The 23,364-nt window shown below is 39.5% G+C and carries 23 protein-coding genes; 12 read left to right on the plus strand and 11 right to left on the minus strand.

The window, feature by feature from the left end:
* Window positions 1–74 precede the first annotated feature (74 nt).
* The 5 genes from ACFG4S_RS12975 to ACFG4S_RS12995 all read left to right on the plus strand — a co-directional run bounded on the left by ACFG4S_RS12975 (window position 75) and on the right by ACFG4S_RS12995 (window position 7,083).
* Complete coding sequence (locus ACFG4S_RS12975; protein WP_392535192.1) at window positions 75–2,456, plus strand: AMIN domain-containing protein; 2,382 nt, start codon at window positions 75–77, stop codon at window positions 2,454–2,456.
* Window positions 2,457–2,884: 428 nt separating this feature from the next.
* The gene (hemN, locus tag ACFG4S_RS12980; RefSeq protein ID WP_392535193.1) at window positions 2,885–4,267 is read left to right on the plus strand and encodes an oxygen-independent coproporphyrinogen III oxidase; all 1,383 of its coding nucleotides are present in this window, start codon (window positions 2,885–2,887) and stop codon (window positions 4,265–4,267) included.
* A gap of 532 nt (window positions 4,268–4,799) precedes the next feature.
* Complete coding sequence (locus ACFG4S_RS12985; RefSeq protein WP_392535194.1) at window positions 4,800–5,078, plus strand: GlsB/YeaQ/YmgE family stress response membrane protein; 279 nt, start codon at window positions 4,800–4,802, stop codon at window positions 5,076–5,078.
* Window positions 5,079–5,252: 174 nt separating this feature from the next.
* A complete protein-coding gene (locus tag ACFG4S_RS12990; RefSeq protein ID WP_392535195.1) occupies window positions 5,253–5,945 on the plus strand; it encodes a manganese catalase family protein in 693 nt (230 codons plus the stop codon).
* A gap of 397 nt (window positions 5,946–6,342) precedes the next feature.
* Window positions 6,343–7,083, plus strand: a complete 741-nt coding sequence (locus ACFG4S_RS12995) for a DUF3891 family protein (RefSeq protein ID WP_392535196.1) — start codon at window positions 6,343–6,345, stop codon at window positions 7,081–7,083.
* A gap of 243 nt (window positions 7,084–7,326) precedes the next feature.
* Here ACFG4S_RS12995 and psaK read toward each other — a convergent pair whose 3' ends face one another.
* Window positions 7,327–7,587, minus strand: coding sequence for a photosystem I reaction center subunit PsaK (psaK, locus tag ACFG4S_RS13000; RefSeq protein WP_392535197.1), 261 nt, complete (start codon window positions 7,585–7,587; stop codon window positions 7,327–7,329).
* 870 nt (window positions 7,588–8,457) lie between these two features.
* Here psaK and ACFG4S_RS13005 point away from each other — a divergent pair.
* Both ACFG4S_RS13005 and ACFG4S_RS13010 read left to right on the plus strand, forming a co-directional pair.
* Complete coding sequence (locus tag ACFG4S_RS13005; protein ID WP_392535198.1) at window positions 8,458–8,898, plus strand: SufE family protein; 441 nt, start codon at window positions 8,458–8,460, stop codon at window positions 8,896–8,898.
* 99 nt (window positions 8,899–8,997) lie between these two features.
* The gene (locus ACFG4S_RS13010) at window positions 8,998–9,912 is read left to right on the plus strand and encodes an alpha/beta fold hydrolase (protein WP_392535199.1); all 915 of its coding nucleotides are present in this window, start codon (window positions 8,998–9,000) and stop codon (window positions 9,910–9,912) included.
* A gap of 256 nt (window positions 9,913–10,168) precedes the next feature.
* Here the strand turns inward: ACFG4S_RS13010 and ACFG4S_RS13015 are convergent, their stop codons facing one another.
* Complete coding sequence (locus tag ACFG4S_RS13015; protein WP_392535200.1) at window positions 10,169–10,468, minus strand: hypothetical protein; 300 nt, start codon at window positions 10,466–10,468, stop codon at window positions 10,169–10,171.
* Between the two features lie 420 nt (window positions 10,469–10,888).
* Here ACFG4S_RS13015 and ACFG4S_RS13020 point away from each other — a divergent pair, with 420 nt between their 5' ends.
* Window positions 10,889–11,188, plus strand: coding sequence for a ferredoxin (locus ACFG4S_RS13020; RefSeq protein WP_392535201.1), 300 nt, complete (start codon window positions 10,889–10,891; stop codon window positions 11,186–11,188).
* 484 nt (window positions 11,189–11,672) lie between these two features.
* Here the strand turns inward: ACFG4S_RS13020 and ACFG4S_RS13025 are convergent, their stop codons facing one another.
* Window positions 11,673–13,391: a SpoIID/LytB domain-containing protein gene (locus tag ACFG4S_RS13025; RefSeq protein WP_392535202.1), complete on the minus strand. Its 1,719-nt coding sequence runs from the start codon at window positions 13,389–13,391 to the stop codon at window positions 11,673–11,675.
* A gap of 114 nt (window positions 13,392–13,505) precedes the next feature.
* Here ACFG4S_RS13025 and ACFG4S_RS13030 point away from each other — a divergent pair, with 114 nt between their 5' ends.
* The 4 genes from ACFG4S_RS13030 (at window position 13,506) to ACFG4S_RS13045 (ending at window position 15,978) form a co-directional block, all read left to right on the plus strand.
* Complete coding sequence (locus ACFG4S_RS13030; protein WP_012410090.1) at window positions 13,506–13,769, plus strand: ParB N-terminal domain-containing protein; 264 nt, start codon at window positions 13,506–13,508, stop codon at window positions 13,767–13,769.
* A 135-nt stretch (window positions 13,770–13,904) separates the two neighbouring features.
* Window positions 13,905–14,396 (plus strand): Dps family protein, encoded by a 492-nt coding sequence (locus tag ACFG4S_RS13035; RefSeq protein ID WP_392535203.1) that lies wholly within the window; start codon window positions 13,905–13,907, stop codon window positions 14,394–14,396.
* Between the two features lie 99 nt (window positions 14,397–14,495).
* Window positions 14,496–15,149: a nucleotide exchange factor GrpE gene (gene grpE, locus ACFG4S_RS13040; RefSeq protein ID WP_392535204.1), complete on the plus strand. Its 654-nt coding sequence runs from the start codon at window positions 14,496–14,498 to the stop codon at window positions 15,147–15,149.
* Between the two features lie 502 nt (window positions 15,150–15,651).
* A complete protein-coding gene (locus ACFG4S_RS13045; protein WP_392535205.1) occupies window positions 15,652–15,978 on the plus strand; it encodes an STAS domain-containing protein in 327 nt (108 codons plus the stop codon).
* A 4-nt stretch (window positions 15,979–15,982) separates the two neighbouring features.
* Here the strand turns inward: ACFG4S_RS13045 and ACFG4S_RS13050 are convergent, their stop codons facing one another.
* From ACFG4S_RS13050 to ACFG4S_RS13085, 8 genes are all read right to left on the minus strand, one after another.
* Entirely contained in the window at window positions 15,983–17,119 is a 1,137-nt protein-coding gene (locus ACFG4S_RS13050) for a PP2C family protein-serine/threonine phosphatase (protein WP_392535206.1), read from the minus strand.
* A gap of 267 nt (window positions 17,120–17,386) precedes the next feature.
* Complete coding sequence (locus ACFG4S_RS13055) at window positions 17,387–18,154, minus strand: DUF1350 family protein (protein ID WP_392535970.1); 768 nt, start codon at window positions 18,152–18,154, stop codon at window positions 17,387–17,389.
* 282 nt (window positions 18,155–18,436) lie between these two features.
* Window positions 18,437–19,156 carry a hypothetical protein gene (locus ACFG4S_RS13060; protein WP_392535207.1) on the minus strand — a complete coding sequence of 240 codons (720 nt, stop codon included), beginning with the start codon at window positions 19,154–19,156 and terminating at the stop codon, window positions 18,437–18,439.
* Window positions 19,157–19,413: 257 nt separating this feature from the next.
* On the minus strand, window positions 19,414–21,318 hold the full coding sequence (locus ACFG4S_RS13065; protein WP_392535208.1) for a M48 family metallopeptidase: 1,905 nt from the start codon (window positions 21,316–21,318) through the stop codon (window positions 19,414–19,416).
* Between the two features lie 6 nt (window positions 21,319–21,324).
* Complete coding sequence (locus ACFG4S_RS13070) at window positions 21,325–21,912, minus strand: LemA family protein (protein WP_392535209.1); 588 nt, start codon at window positions 21,910–21,912, stop codon at window positions 21,325–21,327.
* 207 nt (window positions 21,913–22,119) lie between these two features.
* Window positions 22,120–22,371: a hypothetical protein gene (locus tag ACFG4S_RS13075; RefSeq protein ID WP_392535210.1), complete on the minus strand. Its 252-nt coding sequence runs from the start codon at window positions 22,369–22,371 to the stop codon at window positions 22,120–22,122.
* Between the two features lie 5 nt (window positions 22,372–22,376).
* A complete protein-coding gene (locus ACFG4S_RS13080) occupies window positions 22,377–22,604 on the minus strand; it encodes a DNA-binding protein (RefSeq protein WP_392535211.1) in 228 nt (75 codons plus the stop codon).
* Between the two features lie 23 nt (window positions 22,605–22,627).
* Window positions 22,628–23,221 (minus strand): Uma2 family endonuclease, encoded by a 594-nt coding sequence (locus ACFG4S_RS13085; protein WP_392535212.1) that lies wholly within the window; start codon window positions 23,219–23,221, stop codon window positions 22,628–22,630.
* Window positions 23,222–23,364: the final 143 nt, after the last annotated feature.

Consider the following 23,364-nt stretch of genomic DNA (forward strand, 5'->3'; position numbering starts at 1 on the left):
CGCGGTTTCTAACCGCCGATTTAACTACTGAAAATTGTTTGTAAACAAGGTTTTATTTAGGTGAGGAATGAACTGTGAAACAACTTCACGGTAATAGTTTTATATTAGGTACTGCCGCTTTTGTCTTTTTGGCAGCTCAACCAGCTTGGGCACAAATTGCTCAAGTTACTAATGTACAGTTAAATCCAGCTAATGATGGAGTTAGCGTTGTTTTGAAAACTTCTTCAGGGTCACGTCCTCAAGTTTTCACAACAAAAAGAGGTAAAGCTTTAGTTGCAGATATTATTAATACTCAATTACGATTACCACAAGGCAATAGTTTTCGTCAAGATAGTCCAGCCCCTGGAATTGCCTCCGTTGAAGTTAGTCAACTTGATGCTAATAGCGTTCGCGTGACGGTGACTGGCAGCAATAACGTACCTAGCAGTCAACCCTTGGTGCGATCGCAAAATGGAATTACCCTCAGCTTTAGCCCATCGCCAGGCACTATAGCATCAGCACCAACACCAACCACGCCAGCACCCACAGCACCAACATCAACAGCACCCCCTGCTACAACTCCAGCCCAATCTGGTCAAAATTCAGGTGTTCTCGTTCCTAACCCACAAGTCACCATTGACGGACAACCTGCACAAGCCGCTGGACCAGGACAACCTTTGAGTCAGGCTCCACCTTTCTTACCTAGAGCCGTAGCCCCACCGGTCGGAGATATTGCTATTTCCGCTACTGATGCTTCTCCTAGCACCATTGACTTAGGAACTCAAGAACGTGTACCCCGTTTAGTATTGCGAGATGCGCCAGTGCGTGAGGTTTTGTCACTTCTTGCGCGTGCTGCTAATTTGAACTTGGCTTATATCGGAGGCGATCAAGCTGCTGGTGGTGCTAATACACCAGCAGTTTCTCAAACCATATCTTTAGATATAGAAAACGAACCAGTGCAAGATGTGTTTAACTACGTCTTGCGCTTGAGTGGTTTAGAAGCTAACCGCAGTAATCGCACAGTTTTTGTAGGGCCTAAACTACCTAATTCGACTCGTGACATGGTTATGCGTAACCTGCGACTTAATCAGGTAACGGTAGGAGTCGCCCTAAACTTTTTAGTCGGCTTGGGAGCAGAAACTGCTGTTAGCCGAGAACGACAAGTTACTAGCGTTAGCGCCGTAGCTGTGGGTACTGGAGTTGCGCCTGTCACCCAAACTCAGACGACCACGGAAAACAGAGTTGAAACTCAACGCGTTGATTTTAAAGACTCTAGCCCATTACTGAGAGGCTTACAGGCATTAGGAGACGAACGCACTAATTCTCTGACCTTGATCGGTCCTCCCAGACTAGTTGAGATGGCAATGGCTCAATTAACTCAGCTTGATATCCGCCGTCGTCAAGTCGTAGTCAACGTCAAGATTATTGATGTTAATCTTTTGAATACCCAAGATTACAACACCAGCTTTTCTTTTGGAATTGGCAACAACTACTTTAGCAATGATGGTGGTGCCGCATCTCTGAATTTTGGTGGTTCCAGACCAGCTACTAGTACCGAAGTAGCAAACAGTGTGACTAGTACACCTACAACTACTAATCCACTGAGTAGCTCAAATATTTTTATAAACCCAAGTACAGGAACAGCTACTGCTGGTGCAAACTCTAATCCACAACAACCAGGTATTACAGCATTTACACCAGGAACAAGTACAACTCAAATTGTGCCAAGTGCGATTGATCCTAATACTGGTTTACCGACTCAGTATCAGCAGCAAACCACGACAACCCCTTCAACAACAACATACAGCTTACCCACTATATACCAGTTCCCCAAACGTCTTCTTGCTAGCTTACAAGCTCAAGTCACAAATGGTAATGCGAAGATTTTGACCGATCCAACCTTAATTGTGCAAGAAGGTCAACAGGCTAATGTCAAGCTGACCCAAGAAGTGGTAGGAAATATTAAGAGTGAAACCACTCGTGGCGATGGGACCTCTACACAAACAATTACAGCTGAGAAAACAGATGTGGGTTTAACTCTAGCTGTTAAAATCGATCGGATTGACGACAACGGTTTTGTCTCTCTATCGGTAGCTCCTGTCGTCAAAGCACCCCAATCCTCAGCTGTGCTAAATGTTTCAGGTAGTAGCCAAACAATATTTCTGGTATCTGAACGCTCCCTCAATTCTGGGATGATTCGTCTGCGAGACGGTCAAACACTCATTCTTTCAGGGATTATTCAAGACACAGACCGAACAACTGTATCCAAAATTCCCATTTTAGGTGATTTACCGCTAATTGGTTCGCTGTTTAGAAGTACAAACAGACAAAACCAGCGCAATGAGGTAATTGTATTGCTCACACCTCAAATTATGGATGACTCTGAGAACTCCTCCTATGGCTATAACTACAATCCCAGCCCACAGGTGCGGCAAATTCTTGAGCGTCGGGGCTTGAAGCTTCCTACTGGGCAATAAACATAGTTAGGAAGTAATTTACATCTGCTAAAAACTCAACTCCCCGACTTCCTTACAGAAGTCGGGGAGTTTCTTGTTTACAAGTCGGATTATTATAATTTCTGGTAAATTACAAAACCTTGAAAGAGATAGTTTTATTTTAGTTTAACTTAATGCAATTCAATTTGCCAGAATTTATGCACAACGATTAATTATGCACTTTATGACTACTATTTATGTTCAAGATATCAACAACTGTAATTTTTAACAATTGATTTAGAATTGCTATATATAAAATTAAATAGTTAAATAATCTTAGGACAAATCAAAATAACTGGGGTCTATATATAAACCTGGAATAACAGTTATTTGTGATTTGTCATTGGTGATTACTCCTCCGCCTCAGTCTCTACCCCCTTCTCTTCACACATTCATTGGAAAGTAACTCAATGGTTTTTCTATTACCTGGTGTCAAATTTGATCTAGATCTGATTCAAAAGTATGATACTCGCGCACCCAGATATACCAGCTATCCACCCGCTACAGAGTTAAACGAAACATTCACCGAAACTGATTTTAAAGCAGCGATCGCTGCTTCAAATCAACGCAAAACTCCTCTTTCTTTGTATTTCCATATACCCTTTTGTCAAAGTGCTTGCTATTTCTGCGGCTGTAACACGGTAATTTCTAATAACAAGAAAATTGCTGAACCTTACTTAGAGTATTTGGTTCAAGATATCAAAAACACCGCAGCCTTAATTGATTCGGAAAGAAAGGTACTGCAAATTCACTGGGGAGGCGGTACTCCTAATTACTTGGAACGCGATCAAGTAGAAGTTTTATGGAAAAATATCAATCGTTACTTTACTATTGATTCACAAGCAGAAATCTCAATTGAAATTAATCCTCGCTACATCGATAGAAATTACATTTTATTTCTGAGAGAGATTGGATTTAATCGCATTAGTTTTGGCATTCAGGATTTTAATCGTCAAGTTCAGGTAGCTGTAAATCGTGTCCAACCTGAAGAAATGTTGTTTGATGTCATGAGTTGGATCAAAGAAGCTAAGTTTGAAAGTGTGAATGTAGACCTAATTTATGGTTTACCTTATCAAACACGCGATACATTTCAGGAGACGGTGAAAAAGACTATTGAATTAGACCCTGACCGAATTGTTGTTTTTAACTTTGCTTATGTACCCTGGATGAAACCGACTCAAAAAAATATTCCTCAAGAAGCACTACCTCCAGCCCAAGAAAAGTTAGAAATTCTGAAAATGACAATTGAAGAATTGACGAATAACCAATATCTATTTATTGGAATGGATCATTTTGCGAAAACTAATGACGAATTAGCGATCGCTCAACGCAATGGTACTCTGAAGCGCAATTTCCAGGGCTATACTACCCACGCAGAAACAGAACTCTTTGGTTTTGGTGCCACATCCATCAGTATGCTAGAAGACGCATATGCTCAAAACCACAAAGAATTAAAGGATTATTATCAGACACTTGCATCGGGTGCTTTACCTATCAGTAAAGGTATTAAACTTACTCAAAATGATATTATCAGACGGGATGCAATCATGGGTATTATGTCTCATTTCCAACTGCATAAGCAAGACATCGAAAATAAATATCATATCAATTTTGATGAATATTTTTCTGACGAACTAGAGGCTTTACAACCACTAGAAGCAGATGGTTTGGTTAGTTTATCAAAAAATAACATCCAAATCACAGACATTGGTAGATTACTAGTAAGAAATATTGCCGTCATATTTGACACTCATACAAGAAAGCGAGATTCAAAATTCTCTCGCGCCATTTAAAAAAGCTGCAATGTAAAATTATCAGTTATTCAGATACACGACTTCTTTGAGAAATCGTGTATCTCAATTTTCATGCAGATGCAGATATTAAGTGTTAAATGCTCTTTTATTGCTCTGAAAAAATAAAAATAAATGGTTCTGATTTTTATTTCATGGGAGTAGATTCAGTTAGTGATGTTTATTCAAATGCAGTACATATTTTTTATACATCTCTAGAAAGTTAGATAAGATGATTACGTCTTAAGATAGATATAAAAAAGTAGAATTTAATTAAGTTATAGTATTTAATCACTCAGTAATGTAGCTCATAAGTCTAGGGTTAGATTATATATATTTAATAAGGGCAAATTTGTTGATTTAATAAATAAAATTTATTGGCGATTTTTATGATAAAAGGGTTAATAATTAGGCAATCTTGATGTGATTTTTTATCTAACTTTTGGATTGAGCATTTATCCCATGTGGTAGAAATAATTGGGAATCTGAGTTGATAAGTTAGATACAAGTCAGATTTGTGAGGCAACTATTGATTATGAGTATTATTGCTTGGATAGTTTTAGGACTTTTGGCAGGTGCGATCGCTAAAGCTGTTTATCCTGGTTATCAAGGCGGTGGCATTCTTTCCACAATGATTTTAGGTATCATCGGTGCTTTCGTTGGTGGAACTTTGTTTACTTTGCTAAGAACAGGAACCCTGCAATTTACTGCTGCTGGTGCTGGTTTGACTATTCCTGGTATTTTAGTGGCTGTCATTGGTGCAATTGTTGCTATTTATCTCTGGGGATTAATCAGAAGAAATAGCAATGCATAATCGCTTATGGTCAGTTATTAATCATCAGAAGACTACTAAATTTTATTAGTCTTCTAGTCTTATAGCTTAGAAGGTATTGAACCTTAAGATTAGCTAGATGAACCTGTAAAAAGACTAGAAGACAATAAATCAGTTCATCAATTTTGTAACATCATTTTTTGGAAGAGTAAATCTATGTTTTTTCACAAAAAAGACCCTATACACGTAGTAAATGTTAATGAGGCAAACCCTCGTTTTGCTCAGTTACTTCTAGAGCAGTTTGGTGGAGCTACTGGAGAACTTAGCGCAGCTTTGCAATATTGGGTTCAATCTTTCCACGTCGAAAATGCTGGAATTAAAGACATGCTCCAAGATATCGCGATCGAGGAGTTTGGACATTTAGAAATGGTTGGGAAACTTATTGAAGCTCATACTAAGAATAGCGACCAAACCGAGGCCTTTAAAAGTACTCTTTTTGCAATCCGAGGTGTTGGACCTCATTTTCTAGATAGTCAGGGTAACGCTTGGACTGCAAATTACTTGAATGAAGGCGGAGATGTAGTACGTGATTTGAGAGCTAATATTGCAGCTGAAGCCGGCGCTCGTCAGACTTACGAAGAGTTGATTAAGTTAGCAACCGATTCAGGAACTAAAGAGACTTTAGTCCACCTTCTAACACGGGAAATTTCACATACCCAGATGTTTATGAAGGCTCTAGATTCGCTTGGTAAGTTAACAGATCCATTCTTTGGTAACATTAAGCCGGATGAAACTGTCGCTCTCTACTACAACCTATCTACAAATGGTGATGGTAAAGATGAGCGTGGTCCTTGGAATTCTGAGCCAACATTCAAATACATTGCTAATCCATTAGAAAGTCACTCTTAATTCGCTAGGTTGCAGTTAGATATCAGTTAATTTAAGGTAAATATTTTTTGGCAGATTCTTGAAAGCTGAATAATTGCCGAGTAATATTTGCTGATATTAATTTTGATGTAAGACAGTATACAATACTGCTCGGTTAAGCCTAAAAAATAAAAATGTGTAGGTTGGGTTGAGGAACGAAACCCAAAATTTTCAAGGGTTTGTTAGGTTTCGCAAAGCCTCAACCTAACCTACGAATATTCTTAACCGAGCAGTATTGAGACAGTATAGGGGCGCACAGGTGTGCGCCCCTATCAATGGCCATAAATATTCAGCCAGAGAGAAAAAGTCAGAGCGATATTTTTGACTTCAGAAATTAATTCAATTCAAAAATGAAACCTGTGAATCGGGAGATTAATTTGTGGTTGTCAACGCTACGCAAAATGGTTGGGAAATCATCTATCATCGTGCCCATGCTTTGTTAGCTGCTCAATTAGCAGGACAATGGCGACCTAAAGATACACCAGTCAGATTATATGAGACAATAGCTGCAATTTCTCATCATGATGACTTAGAAAAAGAGTGGGAAGAGGATAATCTTACTGAAGGTGGTGCGCCAAGGGACTTCACCCTGATGTCAGACAGCGATCTAGAAGATGGTATTCATAAAAATGCTAATTTGGCAAAGAATGCCCTTTACCGTGGACGGTGGGTGGCTTTATTGATTTCTATGCATATTAGCCGTTTAAATGAGCCAAGCCGAGGTAAGTCTTCAGAACTAGACAAACTTTTAGATGAGCAACTTGAAAATCAGCAACTTTGGCGCAAGGAACTAGGTATTAAAAAGGAAGAAGTTGATGCAGCTTATGCATTTATGCAATGGTGCGATCGCCTTTCTCTGATCCTCTGTCAGCAAGAATTACCTGCTGATGAGCGCTTTTTAGAAATTAGCAAAGGTCCTGACGATCGCCGCTATGACATTATGCAACGCAGCGATCGCTTGGTTGTTGTCAAACTTTGGCCTTTCCAAGACGAGCAATTCACCGTCAATGTCGAAGCTTGCGACCTCTCTCAGGTAAAATTTGAGAGCAATGCCGAACTAACTCAAGCACTACAAAAAGCCCCTATCAAGGTACTAGAGTGGACATTTGTTAAGACTTAGATACTTATAAGCTGATGCGCGTCTAAATTATATAAACACTCTTGATGGTCGTTGACTGTTGACAGTTAACAGTCATCAGTCATCAGGTAAATTGTACAAATTAAATGCTTAACAGCTTACCTTAGTACTATTTCACGAAATACCAAAACTTAGTATTCAATAAAAAAGAGCCAGAGACTTACTTATCTGGCTCAAAGCTGGAGACAAAAGAATCATCAAATAAGGGCTAGCTTAGGTAAGAACCTAAATTCTGCCCAGGTTATGCAGCCCTAAAACAACGCCTACCCCTAAGATATGACCAAAGGCGGTAGTTGCTAATAAGGCAGGTAAACCAAAACCACCAAATAAATTGGCTGATGGTAGTCCTGGTTCTGCATTAGGATACTTGATGGTAGATTTACCAAAGGCAATGGCAACTATGTTGGCGAGAATTATAATCAGCCCAACTGTAGGACTCCATTCCAGGGGGGCGGTTGCAGCAGCGAGTAAGGTTGAAGTAAACACCTGATTTGCTCCTGAAATTTATTAATGATTGAAAATATAATCTGAAAATTTCCGAAGCCAATTCAAGAAAATACTGTATTTTGCATCAATATTTAACACTTATTCTTACTACTTAATATAATCAGCCTCCTTGATGGCTTTTTTGTCGCTAAACCTGATTGAGGCTAAAATAAATAGTAGTACATTTGAACGACTCTAATTAATCAATTAGTTCTGACATTGAGTAGAGTATCCGAACTGGAGAACCACTACAAAATAATTGAAAAACGCTGTAATGTATGTACTCTAGATGACAAATGTTCTTGCATCAAAAGACACATCAGTTTTATACATTCTTCTCACTTACGTAATAGCAAAAAGTCTATATTGATACAGTTGGAACTTCTATAGACTTGCTGTCAAAGCCTAGTAGTTCGCCAAGTGAACTTTGCGGGGTAAAGGGTAAGGGGGAAAGGGGAAAGGGTTTAAATCTCTTACCCCTTTCCCCAGTCCTCACTTAGCATTTTTGGGTTGGTAGACTACTAGTAACACAAGGTGTAATTCGTAATAATGCTCGTTCGCCCTTGGTTGAGAGAAGACTTGCTAACGTAATTAGTAATTATGATTGTGTAAAGGTTCTGTTTATTTCCGCCGTAGTGTACTAGTCAGAAAAAAATGAAGTTTTTGTGATTACACAGATAAAAAAAATTTAATTAATGTTTATGCGATCGCATTTATTGCCTAAATTTGACAACCTCTGGTGAATAATGAATGTTAGGGTTGGGTGATACGCTCAAGGTAAAGTACAGGCGCTTAGGCGCAGCCCACCGTAGGCATCGCTCTAAAGATAATTTACACTCAAGATAATACCGATTATTTCCAGCTTCTGTTATGTCTTCAACTCTAGATTCTTTGCCACCTGCACTCGCTAAAATTGTCCAGCGCTTTCAGCGCGCTTCGGAACCGAAGCGTCGCTACGAACAGCTAATTTGGTATGGTCAAAAGCTGAATGAGTTCCCAGAAGCTGATAAATTACCCGACAATAAAGTTCCTGGTTGCGTTTCTCAAGTTTATATCACAGCAGCCTTAGATGATGGTAAAGTTGTCTTTCAGGGTGATTCTGATTCTCAGTTAACCAAAGGATTAGTAGGGCTTTTGGTTGAAGGTTTGAATGGACTAACGCCAACCGAAATTGTGCAACTTACTCCAGATTTTATTCAAGAAACAGGTTTAAATGTTAGCCTCACACCTTCCCGTGCAAATGGATTTTACAACATTTTTAAAACCATGCAAAAGAAAGCCTTGGAATGTAAGTTAGATGTACCTAACTAAATTTGAAAATGGGGCATAGGGCGTTGGGTATTGGGTAATATAATGACTAATGACTAATGACAAAATACAAGTAACATACAACTAGTAAAATTTCGTCTCATGTCAACCAATTTATTATCTAACTCTACTGCTGTTGGATTTGGTGGAGTAGTTCAAGAATATCTGTGGAGTTGGGAAAATCAGCAGTTGCGGGTTGTTTATGAAACCCTTGGTAAAGGTTCGCCGCTATTGCTATTACCAGCTTTTAGCACTGTTTCGACGCGTTTGGAAATGGGCGAACTAGCTAGATTACTAGCTCCTCATTTTCAAGTTATAGCCTTAGACTGGCCTGGTTTTGGGGAATCTTCTCGCCCTAGTTTAAATTATCGACCCCAAATATATCAGCAATTTCTAGGGGATTTTGTCAAAGCTGTTTTTAATACTCCAATTACTGCGATCGCCGCTGGTCATGCTGCTAGTTACGTCTTACAATTAGCTCTGAAACAGCCTGGTGCTTTCTCGCGAATTGTTTTGTTAGCTCCTACTTGGCGTGGACCTTTGCCAACAATGGGGGCAAGTCAGCAGATAGCTGGTATGGTGAAAGAATTAGTGCGATCGCCCATACTTGGTCAAGCTCTCTACAAACTCAACACTACCCAATCTTTCTTAAATTTTATGTACCGCCGTCATGTCTTCACTGACGCGGCTAAACTTACACCCAATTTCATCGAGAAAAAATGGCAGACGACTCAACAACCAGGAGCGCGATTTGCTTCTGCTGCCTTTGTAACTGGCAATCTCGATGCTGTACGCCAGCAATCCGATTTTCTGAAAATTGTAGAGTCTTTAACCGTACCACTCATGGTAGTAATTGGAGAATCTAGCCCACCAAAATCACGAGAAGAAATGAACGTGTTGGCAGCATTCCCTGGAGTAAAAAGCGTCGTCATTCCTGGTTCTTTGGGACTACATGAAGAATACCCAGCAGTTGTTTTAGAAGTAATTCAAGATTTTTTGTTCTCTCCAGAAAATTAAATCTTCACTTATCCATCAAAGTATAATTTTCTTGTTTGTGCTCATTATTATCACATAGAGCTTATCGTTTGTATGCAATATATTCTGACCTCTCTTCCTTTAAGGAGAGAGGCTTTGAATTTTACAGGGTGATGTAGTAAATGGTGTGCAATATAGCGATCGCAACATTGCACTGCTATATCTGCCCCTATTTCCGTTTGAGTACGGGTCTCAATTTAATCTTCCCGCCACCTAGAAGCACCACTAATTCTTTGAATCAGTGGGGGCAATGACCTTGAAGTACTATGGGGCGACCAGCACTCATTGGCAAAAGATTACCAAATCTAGAACACATATCAGTTGACTTTAAGGGGTGACAATCATCGCTAAACCAAGTTATATAAAGGTTAGAGGGTACATACCCTTTGAAAAAATGGAGAAAAAACAGGGGTTTGGCAAAAAATTGAATGCCAAAGTCTTGTAAAAGTTGATCGGCTAGTTTCAGAGAAACATATCCGCGATACCTTCTCTTGGAGACGCTTGGCGAACGGTAAGCTTCGCGATCTAAACTAAACATAGGATAGGTGCTGGATTTGACGTTATTTTCAGCTTACTACCTGTCCCTTTCCTTATGCCGAACTCAGGTTAATCATCATTCATTTTTCCCGAATGATTAGCTTGTAGTAAGGGCTTCAGCCCTACTTTTATCCAACTTAAATGCCGATTAGTTTGCCCACTCTCCACTTACCTTCTGATTTAGAAGATAGTTTTTTCTGATCGCAGCCTGATTACAGCTAGAAATACATAAATAAAACTTATCGGTATGAGTTAACTAAATTTCATTACTAATCGGGGTCAATTTACGGTCACATCCTTTAATTTTTCTCGTAGTATCAGAATTGAAGCAAATTTAAAAGGGCGGCTAATCCCATAAGAAGAGCCGTAGAATTTGCTTTAGCATAACTTATACTGCCGTTTCAAAAAGAGAGGATTACTAATGGCAACTTTTAAAGTCACACTAATCAACGAGGCTGAAGGGCTGAACAAAACGATTGAAGTTCCTGATGATGAATATATTTTAGACGCTGCCGAAGAAGCCGGTCTTGACTTACCCTACTCTTGCCGCGCTGGTGCTTGTTCGACCTGTGCAGGTAAACTGGTATCAGGTACTGTCGATCAAGGCGATCAGTCATTCTTAGATGACGATCAGATAGAAGCTGGATATGTACTAACCTGTGTTGCTTACCCAACTTCTGATGTCACAATAGAAACTCACAAAGAAGAAGAACTTTACTAAAAGTTAGGCGGCTGAACAATAAACCTCTTGCAAGAGTTAACGATCTTAAAATAATAAAAGCAGCCCATCTAGGACAAATACTCGATCTCCTAACGGTGTGTACCCTTTCTCACAAGAATTTGCTCGGATACTTTGTGGTCTGTAAGCCGCTAGCTATCAGACACAAGGGTAACCCGCAGGTGCTTTTATTCGCCGTCCAAACTTTTCTATGTCTTTGTGCTTCAGTTTTAATATTTTCCCAAGCCGTAGGTGTTAGCACTACGGTTCTTTTACTTTTTACCTCATCATGCAAAATTGGTACATTTTTTAAACGCTTTTTGCTGTTATTTTGAGATATGCGGTATTTGCTAGAGCAAATCTAACAAATGAGTATGTGGGTACTATAACAAACTATCTGAATAAAGTAAGCTAGGCTAAAACCCTCTTCCTTCCTCCTGCTTGATCCCAAAAACAAATTTTTACGCCGGACTACTTAATGATCGGCTTAAAGCTTAATCTCTTTATTGAGAATTTTAATCTCAGTACCCGGATAATAGAATTGCAGAATTTTCTGACTAGACCAACTTAGCTTAGCTAGATTTTGAGCGCCAGTTTGACTCAAGCCGACTCCATGTCCTAATCCACCACCAATAAAGGCGTATCCCCACAGTTCTGTTTTGCCTTTATTCAAAGGTTCTATGTAAAAAAGTGTACTTGTGGGAGCAGCAAAAGCACTGCGAACTTCGTCTTTGTGGAGAACAAAGGTGCTATTGTCAGTTTTCACAGCAAGTTCGAGTATCCGTCCACTCTGGCTTCGCTTCACTACCGCCATAGCCTGAATTGTCTTAAATTTGGCATAAGGACTATTTTTTACCTGCAAAAATTTCTGCAAGTCCTTGATGATGTCCTCTAAACGGGTTTCTTTGCGCCAACGGAACATATCCCATTTACTTTCATTAAATCCTTGTTGCATATTAATAAACTTTTGGAAGTTCTTTTCATTAGCTAAACTTTGCTTAGATAAGTTCCAAAGACTAGTAGGCGCATCAATTACAGGGCGTAGATAAGGACGATCCTCACCATTCCAAACATCGCTGAAGGAGGCGGTAACACCACCAGTGGTAGAAGAATACAAGGCGTCTATCAGTTCGTTTTTATAAGTTAGTACCTCACCTCTGGTTGCAGCGATCGCTCGATCTGTTTTAGTGGCTGCTCCATTTAGCCCATAATAAACTTGACAGTGAGTATCGGCACATAACTGGTAGTTATCAGCAGCAAACCTACGTAAATTTCTCAAGGCATAAGTCCGAGCAAGAATTGCTTGAGCTTCTAGGGCTGATGTTGCTGCATCTGTACCTATTTCATAAGGCACAACCCCACGCAAATAACTTTCTAAGGGTACTTCGTTCACTAAAGTGTATGTACCATAAGCATTTGGCTGTAAATTTAGCCGTCCTGCATAAAGACGAGCATTCTCTGATCTTTCGCTTTTATTCACGCGAATTAAGTTTTTATCAGTGCTAATTTCCACATCATTCTGGCTGTAGCGCTTACCATCCACTACCCAACTCACTTGCGGCACTTGTTTGACAATCTTAGTATCAAGATATACTTTTTCTTGGGTGGTAGCTTGGATGTTCTGCAATAGCAAGCGCCGCAGCAAAGGAGTTCTGTAAACATCCCGTTTCGCCCAAACCTGCCAGCGTTCTGGCTGGGCTATTTCCACTTCCATTCCCTGAGAACGCCATTTATTAGCACTATCTTCCGCATTTTCAAAGGTGCGATATGTGCCTAAAACTAACACTTCCTGAACTGCTGACTGGGGTAAACTTTGGACGACTGTTTCCAGCTTCACAGGGTTATTAGTAACCACAATTTGCTGCTTGTTCCCCGTTTGAAATTTTAGCTTTAAGCGATCGCCTTTTGTCGGTTCCAGTTGCAGCTTCCTTGTTGGTTCGGCACCAAATCGCTGCACAATCCCAATTTTTAGTTCTACATCCTGGATGTTGCTCTCAGGTCCTGATGCAGCAGTCAGTCCCAATAAGCTAAATGTTGCCACCACAGTGTAGGAAAAACGCCAAAACGAAAATTTCATGGCTAACTGATAGCGTTCGTGCAACTTCTCGTAGAGAAACGATAGCAAGTACTCGGGCGTATTCTGCCCCTTAATGCGGCGTTGGAGCTTATTTTCCAATTGTTTTGTAGCGCGGTCTTTTTGTCGCATGAGTGCTTCAATGATACCATTACCAATTTTGCCCCGAATATGCCTTGCAAAGCAAAGTCATAACGATTATGATTTATTTAAAGTCATAAAACAGAACTAGTTGATAAACTCCTTATGGTTAGAGTCCAAGAAATTCCATTAAATCAGATTAAACGCCCTTTGCCCCGTGCAAACGATCCAAATAAAGTACAAGCCTTAATGGAATCGATTGCGGAGATTGGGCAGCAAGAACCAATTGATGTCCTAGAAGTAGATGGACAATATTATGGCTTTTCTGGTTGCCATCGGTATGAAGCTTGCCAGCGTTTAGGCAAAGAAACCGTTTTAGCCAGAGTTCGTAAAGCACCCCGTAGCGTTTTGAAGATGCACTTGGCATAGGGCATGGGCGGGAGGGGCAGGGGAAGCAGGGGGAGAATAACTCCTAACTCCTAACTCCTAACGCGCAATCAATGCCCCATGCCTCATGCACAATGCCCACTCCCCAATTACATATAACCTAATTAGGAGAAAATTATGTCATCGAAAGTAACAGTCAAAAATGTAAATATCGGCATTGACGAGGCGAGTAGGGCTAAAATTGCCGAGGGATTATCTCGGATGTTAGCTGACACCTACACACTGTATCTGAAAACTCATAATTTTCATTGGAATGTGACCGGGCCAATGTTCCAAACATTGCATCTGATGTTTGAGACCCAGTATACAGAATTAGCCTTAGCAGTTGATTTAATTGCTGAGAGAATTAGAGCGCTTGGCTATCCTGCACCAGGAACCTACAGCGAATATGCCAAACTAAGTTCGATTCCAGAAACTCCTGGAGTTCCTAAAGCTGTGGAAATGATCCAGTTACTAGTGGAGGGACAAGAAGCCGTAGTTAGAACTGCACGGTCTATTTTCCCCGTGGTGGACGAAGTTAACGACGAACCTACCGCTGATTTATTGACTCAGCGGATGCAAGTACACGAAAAGACTGCTTGGATGTTGAGAAGTTTGCTGGAAGAATAGGAATAGGGACTGGGGACTGGGGACTGGCGACTAGGAAATAATTCTTTTAACTCTTAATACCCAATACCCAATCCCCAGTACCCAATTCCCAATTTCCCCATGCCCAATATTAATTGCACCCAAAAGTTACAAAATTTAATGCAACGAGTGGGTATTTCTAGTTTTAAAGCGCTGAGTCGGACTGCTGGTGTCTCAGAACGTCAAATTTTGCGGTTACGGCAAGGAAAACTAGAGCAGATGCGGGTAGATGTGCTGCTGAAGTTGTCGCCAGTGCTACAAATATCATTGAATGAATTAATCGAAAATTTTTCATCTGTAGAATTATTACAAAATTCTGTAGCACCTACACAAGAATTGTTACAAGAAATTGCAGATTTTAAAATTGAGTACGATCGCTTGCAAGTTCAACTAGAACAGCAGCGAGAAATATTATTACAAGAACTCCAGCAGTCAACTCTACAACTGCTGGAGTCTTTATTATTGCAATGGCCAACAGCAGCACACAAAGCTCAGGAAAATCCAGAGCTAGCAGCAGTCAAAATAGTCCCGTTGGTGCAGAAACCCCTCGAAAAACTTTTACAGGCGTGGGGAGTAGAAGCGATCGCATCAGTGGGAGCAGAAGTACTTTACGATCCTCAATTACACCAATTGATGGACGGTAGTTCACAACCTGGTGAAAAAGTCAAGGTGCGCTACACTGGTTACCTTCAAGGTGACAAGCTACTTCATAGAGCCAAAGTGAGTCCTGTTTGAGAAAGTCAGGAATTAGAACGTAGGAATGAGGAGTTATAAACATAACTTCTCACTTTTGGTATTATTTGTTGAGAAATAACAGACATAGGGAATACTAAAACAGTAGAGATGATGCCTGTAGGTTCTCGAATCCAGACCTGAATTAGTTCAATTATGTAAGTAAATAAACATAAATAAACCTAGATGCTAGTTATTATCATGATTAGTCAATTGTCAAAAACCAATATATTCAACAATCAATCTGATGTTAAATACCGAAAACTTGAGTAATTGTTAGTGATATTTTTTCTGGACAATTGCTGGAGCAATCGCCGCTTTGGATTCTATCAACAATTAAGCTTAAATAGTTATCCATGACTGAGTTAGAAATTTAAACGAGCGAAAAACCGATCAATATATAAATAATTTTATTTTGCATTTTTTCAGCATCTTAAAATTTTCTATCATCGGTATATAATAGCAAAATCAGAACATCATTTGCACAAATCAACGTGAAATAATTATGACAGAACAAGTGAAAGTTATTAAACTCAGTGGAAATTTGAACGCCACAACATCACAAGAATTTCGGCAAAATATTACTAAAATTCTCGAACTTGGTGTGAAAATTGTATTAGTTGATTTTCAAGATGTAACTTTTATGGATAGTTCAGGTTTGGGAGCTTTAGTGTTAGCGTTCAAAACCTTAAGGGCAGCAGATACTAAACTTGTTATCTGCTCGATTAACGAGCAAGTCAGGATATTATTTGAACTAACTAATATGGATAAAATATTTGAAATATTTCCTAGCCAAGAAGCATTTAATCAGGTTATCTTCTCCAATAATTAATCAATTAATCAAATGTAATTTGCAAGATAGATAAATCATCATCAAAACCATCTTTGGAGTTGAGAGCGATTAAATAACTCAGTACACGGTCGAGTTGGCTATCAACAGAATTTTGTAAGCTAACTAGTAGCTGGATAAAAGCATCTAAACTCCAAAGTGTACCATCTGATTTAGTGATTTCATAAGCTCCGTCACTAAAAATATAGAGGTTTGTGAATTTTTCAATAGTGCAAAATGCATCAATATATTTTGCTTCTGGGAACATGCCAACTGGCATACCTGGAGTTTTCAAAAGTTTAACTTCAGCTTTCCTTGGAGATGGTCCTGTTACTAAAATTGCTGGTGGATGACCTGCGGTAGCATAAATTAACTGGCGATTGATTCGGTTGTAAACTCCGTACCAGATTGTAAAGTATTTGTCATTTTGATAATTCATTTGGAAGGTATCATTCAAAGCCCTTAAGACATCACTAGGCTGATAGTAATTCAGACTTTTAAGCGCACGAGAACGAAGCAAATTCATGACTGAAACAGAGGGGAGAGTGGCTTTTAGTCCATGTCCAGCAGTATCGAGCAAGTAAATTGCCAAATAGTCATCATCAAGCCAGTAATAATCGAAACAGTCACCGCCGAGTTGTCGTGAGGGAATGAATCGAAAATTTATTTTGAAGGGTTCAGTCATCGGAAAAGGCAGGAGCGATCGGACATATTCTGCTGCTTCTGACATTTCTGATTCTAATAGCAACTTTTGAGTCTGCAAATCTCTACTCAATTGATGCAAGCGTAATCCTGCTCTTACCCGTGCTTGTAATTCATTATGCTCAATGGGTTTGGAGATAAAATCATCAGCGCCAGCATCTAAACCTTTAACACAATCGGCAACTGAATCTAAGGATGTTAATAAAATAAAAAATGTCGTGGAAAATTTTGGGTCTGTTTTAATGCGGTGACAGACTTCCAGACCATTCAACCCTGGCATGATCCAATCACAAATAATTAGTGCTGGACGGTAAGCGATCGCCTTTTCTATTCCTTCTTCGCCGTTACTGGCAGCAATTACCTCATAACCCTGTTTTTCCAGCATCCTTTTCAGGAGTGTTTTTATTGAATGGTCGTCATCAATTATTAGTATTTGAAACATAGACAATTGCCGGAACACTAATTAATAATTTGCTGTAAACATAGAAAATAAAAAACTAATAAGTCACCATCTATGAATCAAAATTTATCAGGACTCTAGTTATGATTAGTATATTTATTGATCGAATTTTTCTTCCAAGGTCTGAATACTGACTCCTGAATTTTTATTATAAAAATATCATATAGACTACTAGGTTAGTAATCTTAATATATAAGTACTACTAACTTAGTTTCCGATCAAATTCATGACTTTTTAACACCAGAAAGATTATGGTGGTGCAAGGGGATTCAGCCACAAAAGGATGCTGCTTCTTAGCTGATTTAAGTCACGGTATGCTTCTTGCTTGAACCATTGCCCTAAGGCATCAAAGGGAGTGAAAGATGTTCCAGTTTGCCATTTAATATCTTGACCTAAAGGAGTTGTGTGAGTTCCTGGTAACGTTTGTGCTGTCACCATCTCACCAAAGCGTTCTTGTAATATTTTGGTTAAAGCTGCCGATTGGTCAATGGTGTCATTGCTAAATTTTATTAATAAATTGCGCCGAATATTGTAACTCTCTTGGACAAGCTTATTGGTTTCTAGGGGTGATGGGGTAAACTCTATTTTCAAAGTAGAATTGAACTGTTCTACTAGGGGGATAGCTTCTTTAGCGGCGTAGTTGTTGAAGGATATTAAAATATTGCCTGCGCGTTCTACTTTTAAGAGGCTACCAATTAATAAGTGAAGTTTACAGCCCATACTGTGTCCAACGCCGTAGATGGGGTAGTAAAGCTTAGATAATGCCCTAGAGTCTTGTAAACGTTCGAGAGTGCGCTCAAAATTGAGCAGCACCGACTTGGCGATCGCAGTATGATCCAAAGTATTGACAAATGGTGTAGCAATTATAACATAACCTTTGCTTGCCAGTTGTTCTAGTAGCCAGCGATAAGTGAGGTGTGGTGCAGTAGCAACAAAGGCACCTCCTAAGAAATGTATGATTCCTATGGGATTTCGGGGAATGACTACCCAGTTACCTCTAACTTCTTTCCATTCCATATGGATAAGCGATCGCTCCATGAATATTATTTATGTTAGACCGCAGATCGCAACCGTGGGAAGGATTATGGAAAAAGCTATTTAGCATATGTGGAGACTAGGTTATGTTTTCTTAACCTGCAACAGCCTCTCTGGACTCATTGGAAGAAGTAGACAACAGAATAAAACAAAACTATGTGAATAAAGATAAATGAGGTTAAAATTCTCTTCCTACCCTTAACCATGAGTATTATTTTTAACAATAAAGGCAAGAAGCAGAGGACAGTATTCCTCCTGCCTCCTTCACCGCTGACTCTGTAATTTTTTCATTTCATCTTGCACATCTAAGGCAATTTGTAATGCCTCGTTGAGTAACCTTCCATGTTCAGTAGCCTGTTCGTGTACCTGCATGGCTGTTAAAGTTGCTAAATTGTTGACAAATAGTTCTGTATTACTCAGGATAAAGTGCTTATTTTCTCTCAAAATCCTTTCTGTCTTCAAAGCACGAACTAAATCAGCTTTTGTGAGTCGCAACGCTTCGATCACACTCTCCCTTTCATTGATAACTACTTCTGGGTTACCAGCTTCTTCTATTTGGTCATTAATATCTATTGCTCTAATAACAGTATTATATCTATTAACATCATTTAACAGTATTTGTAGAGAATTATTCATGTTCATTTGGAGAAATTTATTTCTGCTTTTCCAGATAGTATATAAAATAGTTTGGGTCAATCCACCGACCCAAATACCTAAGATTATTAAGAATAACCATGATGGTATTGTTATCCATTCTACAAATACTTTCAGAATTAGATCCAATAAAATATAACTAAAAACAAATGTAGAAAACCCAATAAAAATTACAGTTGCTCCTTCTGAACCTTTCATCTTTTCGATATATACTTTTCCGAATTTCATCAGGATATTTGTAATAATTAAAAGTTCTTCATTAACAGGTAAATTAGTCAGATTTTGTAGTTCATTATGACTAATTTCCAAGCCCTGTAAATCATCCCGCACAGTTTTCAAATCCTTGCCAGAATAGTTATTTACATCAGTTTTCAGGTATTTAAACCACGACTAAGAGCAAAAATGGGGAGTGGTGTAGTTAAATTACTTGAAAAGCGCTGTAATCTACTATAGCAATCAAATTTATTAAATGCTCACCAAGTGGGTATTTTGTCCAAAGTTTTTAATTAAATTAATACTTATAGACAAGTCACATTGTTTTTGTAGAATATGATACTCTTTTGTAGGATGACTAAATGAATGGTGCTTTAACTTACCTTTGGAGAAGATTGTTTCTGTTTTGAAACACCACGTTGAGAATTTAGAAATGGCGGTATAGGACAGTCTAAGGTCATGGCGATGGCTCTTAATAAATCTGCTTCTGAGGGAGTAACTTTGTTATCCAAAAGTACTGTGTGGGCACAGGCATCAATAATCGCTTGCTTGAGTTTGGGAGTGGCCATCTGAAGGCGTTCAATACTTTTCTTAATATCAGAAAAATTACAAGGAACTGGTGTGTCTGGTTTTTCTTGCTCTCCGGCTTTAGGAAGTCGAAAAACTCCAGAACGAAAAGCGTAGTCTATGGCATTGGGTTCGGAGTGTCCTACCCGTGCGAGTGCCGATAATACTAATATACTATCCGGCCAAATCTGTTCGATAGTAGTAAATTCTACCGCTGTCACCGAGGTAGGATTTATACAAGGTTGCAGACGATGCCATAGTATTAACTGCAACACAAAATCCCACAGTAATAAACTACCGCTGGCTTTAACTAAACCGTGGACGCATTTGCACAGCCTTTGGCATTCTTTGGCAGAATTTTGGCGCAATGCGGGTACTGTCAAATCGACAAGCGGCAAACGAATCCTGGGATCTAATTGACTAATTTCGGTACTCAATTGCAGGGTTTTTTCTACCAAATCAGTAGGTTGCACTTCGCGTAACCAGGCAATTTGACGTTCTTGGATTTGGAGATTTTCTGTATCTAAGGCTAACGCAAAAGCGATCGCCATTGCACTTTGTTGCTCTCGCACACCCAAGCGTAGAGATTCTGGCAACTGGGACAACAGCCCTTGAGCATGGGCAAAATGCTCTGGTGCAACACTTCCCACCTGATTGACTACTTGTGCTGGCATAGCGTTGTTACCACCCGCAAAACCCATGACTAGAGACTCTTGGGAACGCGTGTGATTGCGAGATGGCATTGCTGCTAACTTGCTCACATTCAAACCGCCAACGCGGCGGATACGTTCTGCGAGGGGTGGGTGGGTACAAAACATATCTTCCCAGAAAGAAGGGTTGAGGGCATTGCCAAAAAACATATGACTGGCGGCTTCTGCACTCGGCGAAATCAAACGTGAATCCATCTGTTGGAGTTTTTGGAAGACTCCATTTAGGCCGTTGGGGTTACGAGTGAACTGTACCGCTGAAGCATCAGCGAGAAATTCCCGTTGGCGAGAGACTGCGGCTTTAATCAAGCGTCCGCAAAGTAAGCCGATACCGCCAATTGCCATCAGTGCTAAACCAAATCCCCACAGAGGTAAACCCTTGTCTTCGCGGGAACCACTGCGAAGCCGCAACAGCAATTCCCCAGTTAAATAAATGAACAAAATCCCGTGCAGTAGTCCCACCAAACGCAAATTCAGCCGCATATCTCCATTGAGAATGTGACTAAATTCATGGCCGATGACTCCTTGCAACTCATCTCGGTTCAGGTGTTGCAAAGTTCCACGGGTAACTCCAATTACGGCATCATTAGGCGTAAATCCGGCAGCAAAGGCATTAATACTGGTTTCTCTATCGAGGAGATAAACTTCTGGCACAGAAATACCAGAAGCGATCGCCATTTCCTCGACAATATTTAATAGTTGTTGCCCTTGTTCATCGGCTGTTTCTGGTAGCAGGAGTCTTCCCCCCAACTCTTGGGCAATGACGCTTCCTCCTTGACGGAGACAGGCAATTTTATAGAGACTTCCTACTGCGATGGCAATTATTGTCATCCCAGCCACATAGACAAATAATCCTGGATGCCACCAAATACGAGGAGCCATGCGAAACAGAAATAAAGCGGCAATGTAAATCGCCAGAATCATAACTGCGATCGACAGGGAAAATAACCCGATTAATTGTTGCGTATTTTGGCGTGCCCGATCCTGATGTTCAAAGAAATTCATAGACATCTAAAAAGATACGCGGGGAGCATTTCTAATTTCGGGACTAGCTTCGGCGAGCAATTCTGCAACAGTAAAGTTAAAAGTATTTGCGACAAGATTGCTGGGGAAAGATTCGCTTTTGGTGTTGTAAAGTGTTACGGCGTCATTAAAAGCTTGGCGGGCAAAAGCAATCCGGTTTTCCGTGGAAGATAGTTCTTCCATTACCTGAGTCATGGCGCGATCGGCTTTCAATTCTGGATAAGATTCTGAAAGTATCATCAAGTGGCTTAATGCACCTGTCAACGCTGCTTCAGCATTACCCAACTGTTGCATTGCTCGGGGATCGCCAGGATTTTGAACGGCGCGACTGTTAGCATTCATTGCAGAATTTCGAGCAGCAATCACTGCTTCTAAAGTTTCCCGCTCATGTTTCATATATCCCTTTGCAGTTTCCACCAAGTTGGGAATTAAATCATAGCGACGCTGTAATTGCACATCGATTTGAGAGTAAGCATTCTTGTAGCGGTTGCGATACTTGACTAAATCGTTGTAGCTATTAATGATAATTACAGCAACAATGGCGACTAAAGCAACAGAAAATATTAAAATACCCATATTTTTAGGTTATTTCCATCAGGTACTTACTTTTTACAGATTTACCAATCACGGTAATTCTTATATCCAACAAAATTTGTGTGGATATAAAAATGAGTCTACTTTTAGTAAGTTACCTTCGTCGTCTGTAAAATTAGTTACGCAAATGTACTGAGAAAAACAAGATTCCAGATTTATTTAATAAATCTGTAATCTCAGCCAAATAACTTACCTATGAATATGAAGAAATAAAGAATAACCACTAACAGCAAAAATAAAAAGCATAGCAGCAGAAAAAATTACTATATCTCTGACAATAAATAAAATCCAATCTTTTCTCAGTTCTTGTTTAAACTTGATTTCTCGCAGCTTTCGTTCAAATTCTGCGTCTTCTTGTAATTGTAAGTTTACTATTGACATAACCAGTGGCTTGTCGCCTTTGCTGGCAATTATTTTTGCTAAATCTGTTATGTCTGTCATGCTGTTTAGATACCAGTAATTTGAGTTTCCAGGTTTTGGTTCTCGTCTGCAATCCAGATATGTTTGTTTTTTTGCTTGGCTTCTACTGCTATTTCTAGGAGGGCGATCGCCTTTAACAGCACTTCAACACGATCTCCATTCATCTGTTGCGCTAGATTATTTATTGTCTCATAAAGTTTTGGCGATAAATCTAAGTTTATTTGAATACGTTGTTTTTTTTCCTGTGCAGTCATTTCGCAAAGATCCCATTAAAATATTACTGCTGAATTCCTTTAATAAACTCTGTCCTAGCTTCAATTATTGACGGCATTAAAACACAACGTACTAACAAGTTGATATCTAAATCTGGTAGTAATTGGCTTTGAGCAATTTGCTCATAGTTATCATTAGTGAGGTGATATATAGATATCTGATTATTTTCCCAAAACCAGACTTCGGTAATTTTAAACCGCTTGTATTTTTCTAATTTATTTATACTGCCACTAGTAATATTGATTTCAATTGCTAAATCAGGATTTTCTTTCTTTGTACCTAGATAATAAGATTCATCAGGTTCAAAGGAAGTACCTTTTTCTTCTGCTCGACGGGTGGCGCTACCCACAGGAAAAAAGTTGATGTCTTTTTCAAAGAAGTAAAGTGCTAGTAATATAGCAATCACACTTTTAATAGCTTCGTGTTCTTCACCAAGAGTCATAAATTCCACACACCCATCAAGATAAGTTATCCGCAAACCTGGCGCATTTGCTGTTAAGGCTTCAAGTTTCTCAAATTCTTCCCAAGTGTAATGGCCAGGTAAGAGAAACCGCTGTTCTTCGAGGGTAGTGATTTTGTCTATGGTTTGTGGAATCATATGTGTAAAATCTTACTTACATTGCAGTCGGCTGAGACTGTGAGATTGAGAGGGATGAGAATTTAATACTAAGTAGAGCGAGGCAAATAAAGCTAACTATGGGGATCGTCGTTTGTCCTTTGTCCTTCCTCATTAGTAACGGT

It is taken from the genome of Nostoc sp. C117, assembly GCF_043099735.1.
In the GTDB taxonomy this organism is placed as follows: Bacteria; Cyanobacteriota; Cyanobacteriia; order Cyanobacteriales; family Nostocaceae; genus Nostoc.

Coding starts and splice junctions, on each gene's coding strand:
- hemN (WP_392535193.1), top strand. CDS start 2,885: ATGGTTTTTCTATTACCTGGTGTCAAATTTGATCTAGATCTGATTCAA.
- ACFG4S_RS12985 (WP_392535194.1), top strand. CDS start 4,800: ATGAGTATTATTGCTTGGATAGTTTTAGGACTTTTGGCAGGTGCGATC.
- ACFG4S_RS12990 (WP_392535195.1), top strand. CDS start 5,253: ATGTTTTTTCACAAAAAAGACCCTATACACGTAGTAAATGTTAATGAG.
- ACFG4S_RS13005 (WP_392535198.1), top strand. CDS start 8,458: ATGTCTTCAACTCTAGATTCTTTGCCACCTGCACTCGCTAAAATTGTC.
- ACFG4S_RS13010 (WP_392535199.1), top strand. CDS start 8,998: ATGTCAACCAATTTATTATCTAACTCTACTGCTGTTGGATTTGGTGGA.
- ACFG4S_RS13015 (WP_392535200.1), bottom strand. CDS start 10,468: ATGTTTAGTTTAGATCGCGAAGCTTACCGTTCGCCAAGCGTCTCCAAG.
- ACFG4S_RS13020 (WP_392535201.1), top strand. CDS start 10,889: ATGGCAACTTTTAAAGTCACACTAATCAACGAGGCTGAAGGGCTGAAC.
- ACFG4S_RS13025 (WP_392535202.1), bottom strand. CDS start 13,391: ATGCGACAAAAAGACCGCGCTACAAAACAATTGGAAAATAAGCTCCAA.
- ACFG4S_RS13030 (WP_012410090.1), top strand. CDS start 13,506: ATGGTTAGAGTCCAAGAAATTCCATTAAATCAGATTAAACGCCCTTTG.
- ACFG4S_RS13035 (WP_392535203.1), top strand. CDS start 13,905: ATGTCATCGAAAGTAACAGTCAAAAATGTAAATATCGGCATTGACGAG.
- grpE (WP_392535204.1), top strand. CDS start 14,496: ATGCCCAATATTAATTGCACCCAAAAGTTACAAAATTTAATGCAACGA.
- ACFG4S_RS13045 (WP_392535205.1), top strand. CDS start 15,652: ATGACAGAACAAGTGAAAGTTATTAAACTCAGTGGAAATTTGAACGCC.
- ACFG4S_RS13050 (WP_392535206.1), bottom strand. CDS start 17,119: ATGTTTCAAATACTAATAATTGATGACGACCATTCAATAAAAACACTC.
- ACFG4S_RS13055 (WP_392535970.1), bottom strand. CDS start 18,154: ATGGAATGGAAAGAAGTTAGAGGTAACTGGGTAGTCATTCCCCGAAAT.
- ACFG4S_RS13065 (WP_392535208.1), bottom strand. CDS start 21,318: ATGAATTTCTTTGAACATCAGGATCGGGCACGCCAAAATACGCAACAA.
- ACFG4S_RS13070 (WP_392535209.1), bottom strand. CDS start 21,912: ATGGGTATTTTAATATTTTCTGTTGCTTTAGTCGCCATTGTTGCTGTA.
- ACFG4S_RS13075 (WP_392535210.1), bottom strand. CDS start 22,371: ATGACAGACATAACAGATTTAGCAAAAATAATTGCCAGCAAAGGCGAC.
- ACFG4S_RS13080 (WP_392535211.1), bottom strand. CDS start 22,604: ATGACTGCACAGGAAAAAAAACAACGTATTCAAATAAACTTAGATTTA.
- ACFG4S_RS13085 (WP_392535212.1), bottom strand. CDS start 23,221: ATGATTCCACAAACCATAGACAAAATCACTACCCTCGAAGAACAGCGG.